Origin of the sequence: Corynebacterium sp. ACRQP (genome assembly GCF_022345915.1) — a bacterium.
In the GTDB taxonomy this organism is placed as follows: domain Bacteria; phylum Actinomycetota; class Actinomycetes; order Mycobacteriales; family Mycobacteriaceae; genus Corynebacterium; species Corynebacterium lehmanniae.
This window is the reverse complement of sequence record NZ_JAKRMZ010000016.1, coordinates 19,768-35,212: the sequence shown is the minus strand read 5'-3', so window position 1 is coordinate 35,212 and position 15,445 is coordinate 19,768. Positions and strand designations below refer to the sequence as shown.

General features: G+C 67.9%; 12 protein-coding genes. 2 read left to right on the top strand and 10 right to left on the bottom strand.

Features of this window, described 5'->3' with window-relative positions; genetic code table 11:
• Positions 1-6: 6 nt before the first annotated feature.
• The 5 genes from MHY23_RS07590 to MHY23_RS07570 are packed head-to-tail and all read right to left on the bottom strand — an operon-like array spanning position 7 to position 6,326.
• Positions 7-1,209: an alkylhydroperoxidase domain protein gene (locus MHY23_RS07590; protein ID WP_239307055.1), complete on the bottom strand. Its 1,203-nt coding sequence runs from the start codon at positions 1,207-1,209 to the stop codon at positions 7-9.
• The gene (locus tag MHY23_RS07585) at positions 1,202-2,806 is read right to left on the bottom strand and encodes an ABC transporter ATP-binding protein (protein WP_239307054.1); all 1,605 of its coding nucleotides are present in this window, start codon (positions 2,804-2,806) and stop codon (positions 1,202-1,204) included. Before MHY23_RS07585 ends, MHY23_RS07590 begins: the two co-directional genes overlap by 8 nt.
• Positions 2,803-3,678, bottom strand: a complete 876-nt coding sequence (locus MHY23_RS07580) for an ABC transporter permease (RefSeq protein WP_239307053.1) — start codon at positions 3,676-3,678, stop codon at positions 2,803-2,805. The genes MHY23_RS07585 and MHY23_RS07580 overlap by 4 nt, the downstream gene beginning before the upstream one ends.
• The gene (locus tag MHY23_RS07575; RefSeq protein WP_239307052.1) at positions 3,675-4,694 is read right to left on the bottom strand and encodes an ABC transporter permease; all 1,020 of its coding nucleotides are present in this window, start codon (positions 4,692-4,694) and stop codon (positions 3,675-3,677) included. The genes MHY23_RS07580 and MHY23_RS07575 overlap by 4 nt, the downstream gene beginning before the upstream one ends.
• The gene (locus MHY23_RS07570; protein ID WP_239307051.1) at positions 4,695-6,326 is read right to left on the bottom strand and encodes a TIGR04028 family ABC transporter substrate-binding protein; all 1,632 of its coding nucleotides are present in this window, start codon (positions 6,324-6,326) and stop codon (positions 4,695-4,697) included. It abuts the gene before it with no gap.
• 126 nt (positions 6,327-6,452) lie between these two features.
• On the opposite strand from MHY23_RS07570, the gene MHY23_RS07565 reads away from it, so the two are divergent.
• Positions 6,453-8,324, top strand: coding sequence for an FAD/NAD(P)-binding protein (locus MHY23_RS07565; RefSeq protein WP_239307050.1), 1,872 nt, complete (start codon positions 6,453-6,455; stop codon positions 8,322-8,324).
• Here the strand turns inward: MHY23_RS07565 and MHY23_RS07560 are convergent.
• Together MHY23_RS07560 and MHY23_RS07555 are read right to left on the bottom strand one after the other, a co-directional pair.
• Positions 8,321-8,944, bottom strand: coding sequence for a response regulator transcription factor (locus MHY23_RS07560; RefSeq protein ID WP_239307049.1), 624 nt, complete (start codon positions 8,942-8,944; stop codon positions 8,321-8,323). The two genes, MHY23_RS07565 and MHY23_RS07560, sit on opposite strands and share 4 nt — an antisense overlap.
• A complete protein-coding gene (locus MHY23_RS07555) occupies positions 8,941-10,068 on the bottom strand; it encodes an ATP-binding protein (protein WP_239307048.1) in 1,128 nt (375 codons plus the stop codon). Before MHY23_RS07555 ends, MHY23_RS07560 begins: the two co-directional genes overlap by 4 nt.
• Positions 10,069-10,180: 112 nt before the next feature.
• Between MHY23_RS07555 and MHY23_RS07550 the strand changes: the two genes are divergently transcribed.
• On the top strand, positions 10,181-11,233 hold the full coding sequence (locus tag MHY23_RS07550; RefSeq protein ID WP_239307047.1) for a PspC domain-containing protein: 1,053 nt from the start codon (positions 10,181-10,183) through the stop codon (positions 11,231-11,233).
• A 9-nt stretch (positions 11,234-11,242) separates the two neighbouring features.
• On the opposite strand, the gene guaA is transcribed toward MHY23_RS07550, so the two are convergent.
• From guaA to MHY23_RS07535, 3 genes are all read right to left on the bottom strand, one after another.
• Entirely contained in the window at positions 11,243-12,850 is a 1,608-nt protein-coding gene (gene guaA, locus MHY23_RS07545) for a glutamine-hydrolyzing GMP synthase (protein ID WP_239307078.1), read from the bottom strand.
• Positions 12,851-12,972: 122 nt separating this feature from the next.
• Positions 12,973-14,265 carry a PAS domain-containing protein gene (locus MHY23_RS07540; protein WP_239307046.1) on the bottom strand — a complete coding sequence of 431 codons (1,293 nt, stop codon included), beginning with the start codon at positions 14,263-14,265 and terminating at the stop codon, positions 12,973-12,975.
• A 21-nt stretch (positions 14,266-14,286) separates the two neighbouring features.
• Positions 14,287-15,441, bottom strand: coding sequence for a GuaB3 family IMP dehydrogenase-related protein (locus MHY23_RS07535; RefSeq protein WP_239307045.1), 1,155 nt, complete (start codon positions 15,439-15,441; stop codon positions 14,287-14,289).
• Between the last annotated feature and the right edge of the window lie 4 nt (positions 15,442-15,445).

The window sequence follows — 15,445 nt, the reverse complement described above, 5'->3', positions numbered from 1 at the left end:
AACCAGCTAGCGGTAGCGCTTCGGCACGTCCGGCTCGCCGAGCGTGAGCATGAGCCGGTTCGCCCAGTTGAAGAACGCGGACGAGTTCACCACGTCCAGCACCGCCAGATCGTCCAGGCCAGCGGCCCGCAGCGCGTCCACGTGTGGCACGCCGAACTCGTAGGGGGTGCGGGTCAGCGCCACTGCGGCGTCGCGGATGGCATTCCACAGATCGGATGAGAGGTCGGCGGTGACGCCTTCGTCGAGAAGCGTGTCAATGGCCTCCGCGTCGCCGCCTTCCTCCTTGGAACGGCCCTGGTGCACCGAGGCGCAGTACTCGCAGCCGTTGAGGCGCGAGGCCACGGTGGCGGCGAGTTCGCGCTCGGCGCGGCCCAGCCCGCCTTCGGTGTTGTAGAAGATGTCCAGGTCCGTCAGCGTGCGGGCCTTGAGCGCCTGCGGGTCGCGCGCGAGCAGACGGAAGTACTCCATGTCGGCGCGCTCGGGCTTGATCAGCGCGTCGACGTGCGCGTCGGTCAGTTCAGCCTTTTCCAGCGGCGCCACCCACGGCTTCCAGCCCAGCGGGTGCGCGACAAACTTCTCAGGCGCGACCACCTCGGGCTGCAGGGTGGCCTCCGCGGGCGCCCAACCGGGGTCCTCAGAGCCTGCTCGCCTATCGACGCCCTCCGGCACCTCGCCGGCCCCCGCCAGCACACGCACGCCGTGCACGACACGCAGCTGGAACGCCACAAAGGCGATGAGCTGGCCGAGCGAGACAATCGCGTTTTCGTTGTAGCCCGCCTCCTGCAGGTGCCCGATCGCCGCGGGGGATGCGTCCTTGGGGTGGAAGGTGAGCAGGTGGGCGAAGTCGAACGCGGCGGCCAAAGCCCCCTCGCCGAAGGTCACGAAGTCGCCGCCGACGTAGGGGCCGGCGGACACACCTTCGCGCACGGCATCATCGACCACGGCGACGAGCGACTCGTCCTCGTCCGCAAGCAGGTCGGTGTAGAACGCCCCGGCACGCTTCGCGCCGGAAACACCGGCGATGAACGCGGCGACGGCGTAGCGGGTGGCAACCGGCAGCGCCTGAATCAGCGCGTCGTCGGTCGGCTCGAACAGCGCCTCGAAGCTGCGCTGTGCGTTGTCCACGGCCTCGGGACGGCGGCGGCGCAGCTCGGCGAGCTGGGCCTGGGTCTCGGCGAGGGCGTCAATAATGTCGGTGCGGTTAGACAACAAACTCTCCTAACTGTCGGGCGCGGAACACGGTGCCGGGAATGGCGTTGATGAGCTCGCGGGTGACATCGTGCTTCGGGTGTGCAAACACGTCGTTGGTCGCCCCGTATTCCACCTGGCGGCCGCGGCTGAACACGCTCACGGTATCCGAAATCTGGCGCACCACCGCCAGGTCGTGGGAAATGAACACGTAGGTCAGGCCGAGCTCGCGCTGCAGGTCCTCCAAAAGCTCGAGGATCTGGGCCTGCACGGTCACGTCGAGCGCGGAGACCGCCTCGTCAAGCACCACCAGCTCCGGCTCCACGATGAGCGCACGGGCGATGGCCACGCGCTGGCGCTGCCCGCCGGACAGTTGCGCCGGGGTGCGGGAGGCGAACTTCGCCGGGTCCAGCGCCACGCGCGCCAAGAACTCGTCGGCGCGTGTGAGCGCCTCACGCTTCGAGGCACCGGCGAGGTTGCGCAGCGTCTCGGCGACGATCTCGCCGACGCGCATCTTCGGGTCCAGCGAGGAGTACGGGTTCTGGTACACCATCTGTACCCGGCTGCGAAGGGCTCGCTGTTGCTTTGGTGTGAGCCCCGTCAGCTCCGTGCCGTCTAGGGTGATGCTTCCCGCGGTGGGCTGGTTGAACATGGAAATCGCGCGCCCGGTGGTGGTCTTGCCGGAGCCGGAGCCGCCGACCAGGGCGTGGGTGGAGCCGCGCGCCACGTCGAAGGAAACGTCCTCGACCGCCGTGAAATCCCCGTAGCGCTTGGTCAGCCCGCTGACGGAAAGGAGGGTGTCGGGGGTGACCGGAGGACGTCGATAGGCATCTGCGACCGCAAGCGAAGGCACGTTGGCCAGCAGGCGCTTCGAGTAGTCCTGCTGCGGGCTAGTCAGCACCTGGCTCACCGGTCCGTGCTCGACCACGCGGCCGCGCTCCATGATCACCACGTCGTCCGCCCGGTCGCCCGCGACGGCGAGGTCGTGGGTGATGAAGATGATGCCAAGGCCCAGCTCAGCGCGCATTTCATCCAACAGGTCCAGGATGGTCTTCTGCACCGTCACGTCGAGCGCGGACGTCGGCTCGTCCGCAATCAGCACCTCGGGCTCGAGCGCCACGGCGGCCGCGATGAGCACGCGCTGCTTCATGCCGCCGGACAGCTCGTGCGGGTACTGGTTGTAGCGGCGCTCCGGGTCGTCGATGCCCACGCGTTCCAGCAGGGCAATTGCTTTACGACGGCGCTCCGCCCCATCACCGACCCCATGAATTGCCAACCCGTCCTCCACCGAGGCGCCGATGGTCTTCAACGGGTTGAGCGAGTTGTTCGGGTCCTGCGGCACCAACCCGATCCTCGTGCCGCGTAACTTCCGCCACTCGGCGTTGGACAGGCCAGACAGCTCCTCGCCCTTGAAACGGATGCTGCCGGAGAGCACGTTGCCGGAAGGTCCCAGCAGGTCCAGCGCCGCCATCGCGGAGGTGGTTTTGCCGGAGCCGGACTCGCCCACGATGGCGGTCATGTTCCCGGCCTCGACGGAAAACGAGATGTCGCGCACCACCGGGTCCGCGTCGCCGTACGCGACGGTCAGGCCGCTGACATCAAGCAGAGGCGTGGTCACTTCGCATCACCTTCCTGTTGGATCACCTGGGACAGGTGGTTGGCAGACATCACGGTGGCCACGATGGCCAGGCCGGGCAGCAGGATCAGCCACCAAGCGGTTGCCATGAAGTCGCGGCCTTCCGCGATGAGCAGGCCCCACTCCGGGGTCGGCGGCGGCGCGCCGTAGCCGAGGAAGCCCAGGATGGACAGCTGCAAGATGGCGGTGCCGAACTGCAGCGCGGCCAGCGCCAACACCGGGGTCAGCGAGTTCGGCAGCACGTGGCGGAATAGCACCTGGGCCTGGGTGGCGCCGGAGCCGTAGGCGGCCTCGATGAAGTCCGCGCCCGCAATCTGGATCACCTGCGAGCGCGCCAGGCGCGCGAACGTGGCCACCGACGTCATGCCGACGGCGAACGCAGCCTGCAGGGAGCCGAAGCCGGTGACGATGATGATGGACAGCGACAGCAGGATGCCGGGGATGGCCAGCAGCACATCCACCAGGCGCATCAGCACCGTGTCCACCCAGCCGCGCTGCGTACCGGCGATCAGGCCGATCAGGGTGCCCAGCACCAGGCCGACGGCCACGGCGATCACCGCACCCAGCAGCGACTGGCGCGCGCCGTAAACCACGCGCGAGAACAGGTCGCGGCCCACCGCGTCGGTGCCGAAGATGTACTCGCCGTTAGGGGCGAGCAGTGCCACGTCGACGCCGTTGTACGGGTCGTGCGGCGCGAAGATGCCCGGCACGATCGCCCACAGCGCGGCGATGGCCAGCACGATCAGCGACAGGATGGTCGCCGGGGAGCTCCAGCGGCGGTGCTTGCGGGCCTTGCGCGGCCGGTGGTCCTTCTGCGGCGCACGCTGGTTGTGCACCAGGTTGGTCGTGCTCATCGGACGGCCTCCTTTGCGGTCGTAGCCGAGGTGTGTGCGGCGGTCTGCTCATCACGGGCCGCCGGGGTGGTCGCGGTCTGCGCCGCGGCCTGGTCGCGCAGGCGCACGTCCAGCACCGGGTAGAGCAGGTCCACAATCAGGTTGATCACCACGTACGCGGTGGCCGCGATGAGCACCACGCCCAGCAGCACAGGCATGTCGCGGCTGGACACGGCATTGACGGTCAGCGAGCCCAGCCCGGCGCGGCCGAAGACGGTCTCGGTGACCACGGCGCCGCCGACCAGCTCGCCGAACAGCAGGCCGGCCATGGTGATCGCAGGCAGAAGCGAGTTGCGCAGCACGTCGCGCCAGAAGATGCGGGCCTCGCTCGCGCCGCGGGCGCGCACGACCTGCACGAACGGCTGGGCGCGGACCTCGTCGATGGAACGGATCAGCACCTGCATCAGCGGCGCGGCCATGGGTACGGCGAGGGTGAGCGTGGGCAGGATCAGCCCCTCCAGCGGGGTCGGGTCAACCACGTTGACCCAGCCCAGGCGGAAGGAGAAGAACTGCAGCAGCAAAATGGCGATCCAGAAGCCCGGCAGCGAGACCATGAACGACGGCAGGGCGCGCACGGCGCTGCGCAGCGCGCCTGCGCCGGGCAGGGCGGCCACGCACGCGGTGGCCAGCGCCACCACGATGGCTAAGCCCACGGACGTCGCGGCGAGCGCGAACGTGTGCGGCGCGGCGTCCGTGATCAAGTCGAACACGGGCGTGCCGGATGCCACCGAGTAGCCCAGATCGCCGGTGAACAGCCCGCCCAGGGTGGCGAAGTACTGCTGGATCAGCGGCTTGTCCACGCCCATCTGCTCGCGGATCTGCTCGATTTCCGCCTGGGACAGGCCCAGGGCCGGGTCCGCGTAGCGGGCGGCCACGCCGTCGGAAGGCAGCGCGGACAGCAGGAAAAACGCCAGGGTGTAGGCCAAAAGGAGCACGATGAGCGCCTGGCCGATGCGCTTGAGAACGTACTTGCCCATCTACTTGTCCTCCTCGCGGTCGAAGTACACCGAGTAGAAGCTCGGGCGCGCCACCGCCTCGGTGTCAAAGCCCTTCACGTGCGGGGCAACCGCGTACACCTGCGGCTCCTCAAACAGCGGCAGGGTGTACGCGTTTTCGGTCAGGTGGTCCTGCACCGCCTTGGAGGCGGCGGCGCGGCCGGCGTCGTCCGGGGTGGAGACCACCTTGTCCAGAAGTGCCTGCAGCTCGGTGTCGATGGGTTCGCCGTCGCCGGCGTTGTTCAGAAGCGAATCGCGGCGGTCCACGGAAAGGAAGGACTCGATCACGTCGTAGTCAGCGCGGCCCACCATGGTGTGCATGAGCTGGACGCGGTTGATGTCCTTTTGCGCCGCGTTTTGCGTTGCGCGGTCGCCGGCGACCATGTTGAGTTCGATGCCCAGCTCGCGCAGGTCGGACTGGATCATGGTGACGATCTCCTTCGAGCGCGGCTGCGGCAGGGCGTGGTTGACCCACAAGCTCAAGCGTTGTCCGTCCTTTTCGCGGATGCCGTCCGGTCCGGGGGTCCAGCCGGCATCGTCGAGAAGCTTGCGCGATTGATCCGGGTCAAAGGTGTACGCGTCCGGCTGCTCCGCATAGCCCAGGGCCTTCGACGTCATGGACGAGGTGGCCAGCGGGTAGGAATCCGACAGCAGGATGCGGATGATCTCCTCGCGGTTGACCCCGTGGATGATCGCCTGGCGCACGCGGATGTCCTGCAAAAGCGGGTGGTTGAAACGCAGCGCCAGCTGGTTGTTCATGCCGTTGGCGGTGGCGGCGACCACCTGCACGCCCTGGTCCTTCAGGTGGCGCTCCACCGGCGGGGAGACCGTGCGCGCGACGTCGGCCTGGCCGGACAGCAGCGCGCCGGAGCGCATGGCCTCTTCCGCGGCCAGGGTGTAGTGGATGCCGTCGATACGCGCGCGCCCCTGGTGCTCAAGCGACGGCGGCGCCCAGTCGTAGTCCTCGCGGGCTTTGAGCACCAGGTCGGTGCCCAGGGTCTCGCTGTCCACCACGAACGGGCCGGAGCCGATGACGTTTTCCGCGTTGCCGGGGCCGAAGTCCTCGTTGCGCAGCTTGAGCGAGGAATCGGCCAACAGCCCCGCGTTGTAGGTGGACGTCGCCTGCGCGAAGCCGGGCGAGGGCGCGGAGAAGTAAAAGCGCACTGTGTCCTCGTCGACGACCTCGCCGCGCTCGTAGTTGGAGATTTGCTCCGAGACGTTGAGGAGCCGGTCCTTGTCGCCCAGGCCGAACAGGTCGAAGTTGTCCACGATGTTCTGCGCGGTCATGGGCGTGCCGTCGGAGTAGGTCACATCCGTGCGGATGTCGAAGGTGAACACCGTGGCATCTTCGTTGATCTCCGGCAGGTCCGTGGCAATCCAGGGCTCAAGCTCCAGCGTCTCCGGGTCCTGGTAGAGCAGCCGGTCCGTCAACTGATTGACCACGCCGCCGTTGGGGTAGAACCCGGCGGCCGGCGGGTACAGGCTGTTAAACCAGTTGGACTCCAGGTAGGTGAGCACGTCACCGTCATCGCCGCCTGCCGCCGCCGCGCATCCGGCGAGCAGGCTGGCTGCCGCGCCGAGCGCAAGCGTCGCGGCTACCTTTGTTTTAGGCACGTTATCGCCCTCTTTCTTCGGTTGCGCAGTGCACATTACCACCGTTAGACAATCTGGTTCTTCAGCAATAGACTAGGCAGTCTACATACGATCAATAGTTCACAGAAATCGTGGAGGTTTTTCACCGTGGCAGCATCCATCGCAATCGTCGGAGCAGGACCCCGCGGCATCTCCATCACCGAACGCATCGCCGCCTACCTGGGCGACCGCAGCGAGACGCTCACCCTGCACATCATCGACGACGCCCAACTCGGCGCCGGCCGCATCTGGGAAACCGACCAAACCCGCACGCTGTGCATGAACACCCTCGCCGGCGCGGTCACCCTGTTCACCGAACCCGGCGCGACCATCTCCGCCCCCGTGCTCGAAGGCCCCACCATGTACGAGTGGATCCAGGCACTTCGCGGCGAGAAAAGCCACCCGCTTATCGACGCCTCCGGTACCTCCCTCCCCGACCACTACAACGAGGAGCTGCGCGCCACCCGCCCGGAATCCAACCCCTCGCGCGCGCTGTACGGCGAGTACCTGCGCTGGACCTGGAAGGTCGCGCTCGCGCAGCTGCCGGACACGGTCGAGGTGGTCGAGCACCACTCCCGCGCGGTGTCGCTTGCGGCCGAGGGCGCCCATGACGCCATCACGCTTGCCGACGGCACGGTCGTCCACGCCGACGCCACCGTCATCGCCTCCGGCTGGGTGCTGCCCGCCCCCACGCCCGCGCAGCAGGAGTTCGCCGACTCGGGCCTGACCTACATCCCGCCGGGCAACCCGGTGGAGCAGGACGTTTCGCTGCTTCCGGCCGGAGAGCGCGTTGTGGTGCGCGGCATGGGAATGGGCTTTTTCGATCTCATGGCGCTGGCCACCATCAACCGGGGCGGCCGCTTCGTCGAGGATCCTGCAGCCCGCTCCGGCCTGCGCTACGAGGCCACCGGCAAGGAGCCGCACTTCGTGGTCACCTCCGGGCGCGGCTACCCCTACCTGCCCAAATCCGAGTACCACTCCCTGCCGCCGAAGGCCGACCTGTCGCGCCTGCGCGCCGCCATCGACGCCTCCGAGGCGCCGGTGTCCTTCGGCCGCGAGCTGTGGCCGGCGCTGGCCCGCGACGCCTACGCCGAGTACTACCGCGTGCTTGCCCGTGTGCGTCCAGAAGCGCTCAGCGTGCCGCTCGAGGAGATCTTGGCGGCCATCGACGCCGCCGACCTTTCCGCTGTCGCTTCCCCGGACAACATCCTGCCGGTCGCGAATGCGCTGACCGAAGCGCTCGACGGGATGAGCACCGCACCGTTCGACATGGCCGCGTGGGTGGACCCGCTCGCCGGAACCGAGGAGCTTGACCTGGAGGAGCTGAACCGCCGCGTCGCCGAGGGCATGGAGGTGGACATCGCCGAGGCCGTGTCCGCCTGGGACTCCCCGCTTAAGGCCGGCCTGTGGGCGATCTCCGCGGGCCGCAAGCCCAGCGCGATCGCCACCCAGAACGGCCGCGGCCCGCGCGAGGCGGCACTGTCACAGTACATGGCGTTCGGCCAGATGGTCGGCTCCGGCCCGCCGCTGTTCCGCACCCGCGAGCTGCTCGCGCTTTTCGACGCCGGCCTGGTCACCTTCTTAGGCCCCACCCCCGTGGTGGAGGTCGCCGACGGCGAGTACGCAGCGGTTAGCCACGGTCGCACGGTGCGCGCCGCCGCGCTTGCCGACGCCTTCCTGCCCGGCCCCGACATCCGCACCTCCCCCGATGCGCTCACCGCGTCGCTGCGCGAGGCCAGCCGCGTGCGCCCGTTCGCACCGGGTGGTGTGGAAACCGCCTCCCCGGAGACCGACGATGGCACCCGCCGCACCGTCCACCCCGACGGCGAGCTGGATCCGCGCCTGCACATCGTGGGCATCCCCACCGGCAAGCAGTGGGCGGACACCACCATCTCCCCCATGCCCGGCACCGACCCGCTGATGCTGCAGGAGACCGACAAGACGGCACGTTCGCTGCTCACCCAGGCGGGCGTGCTCTAGCCTAAGTCCCGCGCCACCGCCCACCTGGTGAGCTGGTGGCGGTTGGAGGTCTGCGTCTTGCGCAAAATGTTCGACGCGTGCGTCTCCACCGTCTTCACAGAGATGAACAACCGCTCGGCGATCTCCTTGTACGTGTAGCCGCGCGCGAGCAGCCGCAGCACCTCGAGTTCACGGCGGGTCAGCGAATCCACCGCCGGGTCGTCCTCTTCCACCACCGGCCCCGAGGCGAAGGCGTCGAGCACGAACCCGGCCAGCCGCGGCGAGAAATACGCGTCCCCGTCGCGCACCCGCTCGATCGCCTCAGCAAGCTCGGCGCCTGCGATGTTCTTGGTTACGTACCCACGCGCGCCAGCACGGATCAAGGCGATGACGTCCTCGGCGGCATCGGAAACACTCAGCGCCAGGTACGCCGGGCCCGGCGCTCGCTTGAGCACGGCCAGTCCGCCGCCGTCGGGCATGTGCACGTCTAAAAGCACCACGTCCGGGCGCGTGCGCTCGATCCCACGCACCGCCTCAGCGACCGTGCCGGCCTCACCAACGATGTCAACCGCGTCCGCCAGCTCAGCCTTGACCCCGGCACGGAACACGGAGTGATCGTCCACCAAGAACACGCTCGTCATAGCTCTAACGCTATCTCTACCTCTGAGCCATTGCCTATCGACGACACCACGTGCACCTCTCCCCCAACCCGCCGAACGCGGCCCACGATGGAGTCGCGCAAACCGTGCCGATCGGCCGGGACGGCGTCCGGGTCGAAGCCGGAACCGCGGTCGCGCACAAACACCTCGAGCCTGCCCGCGAGATGCTCCGCGTAAACGTCGATGGTGTCCACACCGGCGTGCTTGGCGGCGTTGACCATTGCCTCCCTCGCGGCCAGCACGACCGCTTCGGTGCGCTCGTCGAAGGCGACATCCTCGCCCACCGTGACCGGTTGGATGACCACGCGGAAGGCGTCCTCCACCTCGCCGGCCGCTTTCTGCAGGGCGGCAAAGGTGGTGGTGTGGTTGGGCACGGTGTCGTCGAAAAGCCAGGCCCGCAGCTCGCGCTCCTGGGCGCGCGCGAGGCGGGCGACCTCATCCGCATCGCCTGCCTGCTTCTGAATCAGCGCGAGGGTCTGCAGCACCGAATCGTGCAGCCGCGAGGCAATCTCCGCGCGCTGGTCCGCCACCGCCTTCGCCTCCCGCTCCGCGACGAGCGAATTGGCCAGCTTGGCTATCAGCGGCACAACCAGCACCGCCACGCCCACGACCGTGACCAGCACAGAGACCACCACGCCGCCAACCCCGGCGCTTTCGCCCACAAACGCCACTGCCAGCACCCCGGCCATGACCAGCAGCGCACCCAAGGTCAGCGCGGCGATGTTGCCCCACGACCCCGTACCGCGGTCGTAGGCCTGCAGCGCAATCACCGCGCCGACGATGAGCACGCCGAGCACGAACACCACCGTGGCGCCCGCGCCCGAGGACAGCTGCAGCGCAATAAGCGCCCCTGCGAACCCGAGCACCACCAGCGCGAGATCCATCGTCCCCGGGCGCTGGCGCTGCGCCCCACAGTCGTCCAGCGGCGTAAACATCCACAAACCGGCGTAGAGCAGCGCGCCGAACCCGCCCGCGAAGCTGGCCGCGACGAAGAACAGGCGCACCCATTTGTCCTCCACCCCCAGGTGGTCGGCCACACCGGAGGCCACGCCGGCCACAACGCGGCGGGAGCTGTTCCGGGTCAGCCGGGGATACAACGCAGACATAACCCCCATCGTTGCACGGGCACGCCTTCGGGCACATCGGGGAAAACCCTGAAACGAAAAATCAGGGTCGTTCCCGATACCGCGGCCCGCGCTCCCGCGGGAGGATAGAGCCATGGAGAACAACACACTCACGCAGATGTGGGAGACCCGCCCGCCCCGCATCCCGGAGAACCAGGGCGGCAAGGCCGTCATCGGCGGCGTCTGCGAAGGCATCGGCGCCCGCTTCCACATCGACCCCACGTTTGTCCGCGTAGTTTTCGTCGCGCTCTCGCTCGCGTTCGGCGGCGGCATCTTCCTCTACCTGCTGTGCTGGATCAACATGCCCCGCTTCGGGCTGACCCGCAGCCCGTGGGCCGCGATCATCACTCCGAAAGAGCAGCTGACCGCAGCGGAGATGAAGGATCGCGACACCGGCTGGTGGCTGCTGCTCGGGCTGTTCCTGTTTTTACCGTCCATTTCCGTCGCAGGCGATCTGCGGGCGGTGCTGGTCACGTTCATCCTCTTCGCCGCCGGCTGGTACTTCCTGCACCAGCGCCAGCCCGAGCCGCCGGCTGGGTTGCTGGTGGGCGAGCCGGAGGAGGCACGGACAAGCAACCGCCCCGCTGTGGACACCTCTCACCTGACGGTGCCCGAAGGACACGAACACCCCGGCCAGCGCCCGCCCGCCTGGGACCCGCTCGGCGCGGCGCCGGAGCTGTGGCACCTGCCGGAGCCGAGCGAACCGGCGCCGCAGCAGTCCAAAAAACGCAACTGGTTCTGGATCCCGGTCGCCTTGGGTCTCTCAGCGGCCTCTCTCGTGGCGCTTGCGTTTTACAGCGACGTTCGCGACGGCGACTACGGGCGCTTCGGCAGCGCGCACATCACCGTGTACGACGTCGACACCCTGCCAGACCAACCGGGCGTCAACGGCTTCGTCGGCGAGACCTACCTTGACCTCTCCGAGCTCGAGCCGCTGCGCGAGCCGAAAACCGTCGAAGTCAGCAACACCATCGGCAAGGTGGACGTGATCCTGCCCAACAACGTCCCCGTCGACGTGAACTGTCAAGTCACCATCGGCGAGACCGCCTGCCCCGAAGAAACGCAAAACGCGGACAAGGACAGCGCGCTACTCACGATCAACGTGACAGAGCGTATCGGGTCCGTGTCCGCGTACTACGAGGAGTGAGTCCGGGACTTACTCCCACTCGATGGTGGCCGGCGGCTTGGAGGTCACGTCCAGCACCACGCGGTTGATGTCGGCGACCTCGTTGGTGATGCGGGTGGAGATGACCTCCAGGGTCTCGTACGGGATGCGCACCCAGTCCGCGGTCATCGCGTCCTCGGAGGCGACCGGGCGCAGCACGATCGGGTGGCCGTAGGTGCGGCCGTCTCCCTGCACGCCCACGGAGCGCACGTCCGCGAGCAGCACGACCGGGCACTGCCAGATCTCATCGTCCATACCGGCCTTGGTCAGCTCCTCGCGGGCGATGGCGTCGGCGGCGCGTAGCGTCTCCAGGCGCTCCTCGGTGACCTCGCCGATGATGCGGATGCCCAGGCCCGGGCCCGGGAACGGCTGGCGGTTCACAATCACCTCGGGAAGGCCCAGCTCGCGGCCGACGGCGCGGACCTCGTCCTTGAACAGCAGGCGCAGCGGCTCGACGAGCTCGAACTCCACATCGTCCGGCAGGCCGCCGACGTTGTGGTGGCTCTTGATGTTGGCGGTGCCGGTGCCGCCGCCGGACTCCACCACGTCCGGGTACAGTGTGCCCTGGACCAGATAGTCCACCTGCTGTCCCTCCAGCACGCCGGCTACGGCGCGCTCGAAGGAGCGTATGAACTCCGCGCCGATGGCCTTGCGCTTCGCCTCCGGCTCGGTCACGCCGGCGAGCTTGTCCAAAAACGCCTTGCGCTCGTCCACGGTGACCAGCTTCGCGCCGGTGGCGGCCACGAAGTCGGTCTCCACCTGCTCGCGCTCACCCTGGCGCAGCAGGCCGTGGTCCACGAACACGCAGGTCAGCCGGTCGCCGATGGCGCGCTGCACGAGTGCCCCCGCGACGGCGGAGTCCACGCCGCCGGACAGGGCGCAGATCGCACGGCCCTCGCCGACCTGTTCGCGCACGTCCGCGATGAGCTGCTCGGCGATGTTGGAGGCGGTCCAGTTCTGCTCCAGGCCAGCAATCTCGGTGAGGAAGCGGGTGAGCACCTCCTGGCCGTGCGGGGAGTGCATGACCTCCGGGTGGTACTGCACGCCGGCGAGCTTGCGGGAGGTGTCCTCGAACGCGGCCACGGGCGCGCCCGGAGTGGAGGCGGTGACCTCGAAGCCTTCCGGTGCCTGCGTCACGGAGTCGCCGTGGGACATCCACACGGCGTGCTCGGGCTCGAGGCCTGCGTGGAGCACGCCGCCGTCGACACGCATCTGCGTGCGGCCGTACTCGCGCGCACCGGTCTTGGCCACCTCGCCGCCGAGCGCGCGGGTCATGATCTGGAAGCCGTAGCAGATGCCGAAGATTGGCAGACCCAGCTCGAAGATCTCTTGGTCGAGCTGCGGCGCGCCCTCTTCGTAGACCGACGACGGGCCGCCGGAGAGGATCAGGGCCTGCGGGTTTTTCTCGCGGACTTCTGCGGCGGTGATGGTGGAGGGAACCACCTCGGAGAACACGTTCGCCTCGCGCACACGGCGGGCGATCAGCTGCGCGTACTGCGCGCCGAAATCGAGGACAAGGACTGGGCGGGCTTGCGGAGTATTCACAGGCCTAGATCGTAGTCGATCCCGCGCGAGACCCAACTGCTTGTGCGCCGCCATGGAAAACCCCAGAATGACCAGCATGACCTTGCGTGCCCCCGCGCCGGCGTGGTCGAGGACAAAGGAAAGCCGCGCGGGTGGCGCCGGAAGGGCGCCACCCGCGCGGCTCGCGCGAAAAAGTGTTACTGAACAGCCGAGCTGAGGCGCTCCAGGGCGGCGCGCACCTCGTCGGTGGACGGCGCCTGCGCGAGCTTCTCGGAAGCCTGCTGCAGTTGGGCGATGGAATTATCCGCTGCCTCCATAGCCTTGTTGACCTGCTCCACCAGCGGCATCACTTCGGCGCCCATGGTGGACTCGTTGGTGTTCTGGGACCAGCGGCGGATCATCTCCAGCGGGATCTTGGTCAGCTCGGAAATGGAGTTGACCTTCAGCTCCACGCGGCGACGGAAGGACGAGTGCAGGAACACCGCGTCGTCCATCTCGCGAACGTCGACCTCGAGCGCGTCCACAAGCAAACGCATGGACTCATCCGCGCCGGCCTCGGTGGAGAACTGCGCGGTCTGCGCGGTGTGCAGACGGGCCAGGGCGATCGCCATGCGCGCGTTCGCGGTCTTGGCGTAGAGCTCCTCGGCCACCTCTTCCAGCGTGGCGGCGTTTTCGTCGATGATGCCACGCATGGTCGCCCACACCTGCAGCGGTGCGAGTAGCAGGGTGCGCGAAGCACCCTCGGTGACCACGTTTTCCATCTCCGCCTTCACGTTGTTGGTGACGGCGTTTTCCTCCACCAGGGTGGCGGACGCCTTGCGCAGCTCGTCGGCGGCGTCCTGGATGGCGGTCTGGACGTTCATGAACTGGTCCAGCTCGCCGTACAGCGCGCGGGCCGCGTCATAGACGTCGCCGGAGCCCTCCGGCAGGGTGAATCCGGCGTCCTCAAGCGCCTGCACCTCGGCCGGCAGCGCGGCGCGGATGAACGCGTCGTAATCCGGCAGCAGCTCGCCAATCTTCTCCGCGCCCTTGACGGCGCGCTCGCGGCGGCCCACACCATTGGCCTCGGCCTCGTGCTCGACCAGGTTCGCCTCCTGGTACAGCTTGCCTGCCGCCTCGAAGCGCTCCGTCATCGGACGGGTACGCACAGACAGGTAGCCGCCGTTGGGCAGCGGGGTCACGGTGGCGAGCACGTCGTACGCCGAACCGCTCTTGGCGCTGTTGCGCACGTACGCGGCGAAGGGGCGACCGTCCTCGATGGTGTCCCACATGAGCTTGAAGGCGCCGCCCGGCATCTCATCGTTGCGGATGAGGTTGTGGGGCTTGCCGATCATCTCGTCCGCGTCGTACTGGGCGTACTTGATGAACACGTCGTTGACATGGGTCATCACACCCTTCGCGTCGGTGACCGAGAAGAAGATGTCGTTGACATCGACTTCGTGGGAGGCACCCTCTGGTGCGTCGCGAAGAATGGTTACACGGCTAGACATGGGGCGTACTCATCCAATTTCTCAACTACGGATTGCCAGATCGGCTTTCTGAAAAGCTTTCACATCAGTATAACCACACTTTGCCATGATTCTCTTCAGACCTCCGACGATGTTCAGGCCGCCCCACTGGTCGCTGGACGGGCCGAAGAGCACCGTCTCCAACGGCACGCCCCTGCCCGCGGTGGCGTCCTTGCTCACGTCGCCGCGCGGGAATCGCGGGTGCGCCGCCTGCGCCTCCCAGTACACGCCGCCAGCCGCAGCTTCGGACGCCTGCGCCAAGTTGCGGCCGAGCATGACCGCATCAGCGCCACACGCAATAGCAAGGGCGACGGCACCAGGTTCCCACAGGGCGGTGTCCGCCAGCACGTGCACATAGCGCCCGCCGGTCTCGTCCAGGTAGTCGCGGCGTGCCGCCGCCACGTCAGCGATCGCCGTAGCCATGGGGACATTGACCACCGTGTCGGCGTGGCCCGAGCCCACAATCACACCGGCCACACCGGAGCGCATCAGGTGGGTTGCCGTGGAGTAGTCGAACACCCCGCCCGCGATCACCGGCACGTCGAGCGAGCCGACGAACTCCTTCAGGTTCAGCGGCTCGCCGCCCTGCTGCACGTGCTCGGCAGAGACGATGGACCCCTGGATGAACAGGATCTCCGCACCCGCGGCGATGACCACCGGCGCGAGCTCGCACGCGTTCTGCGGGCTCACGCGCACTGCAACAGTCACGCCGGAGTCGCGCACCTGGGCGATGCGCTCGGTGAGCAGGTCGCGGTCGAGCTCGGCGGCGTGCAGTTCCTGCAGCGTGCGCACGGAGCGCTCGCCGGAGTCGAGGTACTCCTGGTACTTCTCCTCCGAGTCGATGCCCCAGGCGTCCTCGCACGAGTCCACGACCTTCTTCACCGCGGCCTCAAAGTCGGCGTGGCGGCCCCACAGCCCCTCGGCGTCGATCACGCCGAGGCCACCCTGCTTGCCCATCTCGATGACAAACTCGGGGCTGGCCAACGCGTCGGTCGGGTGGGAGACGAGCGGAATGTCGAACGCGTAAGCGTCGATGTGCCAGCTCGTGTCCACGTCCTTGGAAGAACGGGTGCGGCGCTTCGGTACGATCGAAAGGTCGCCCAGGTCGTACGCCCTGCGGGCCTCGCGGCCGAGGCCGATTTCCACGTAGTCGCGCATGTCT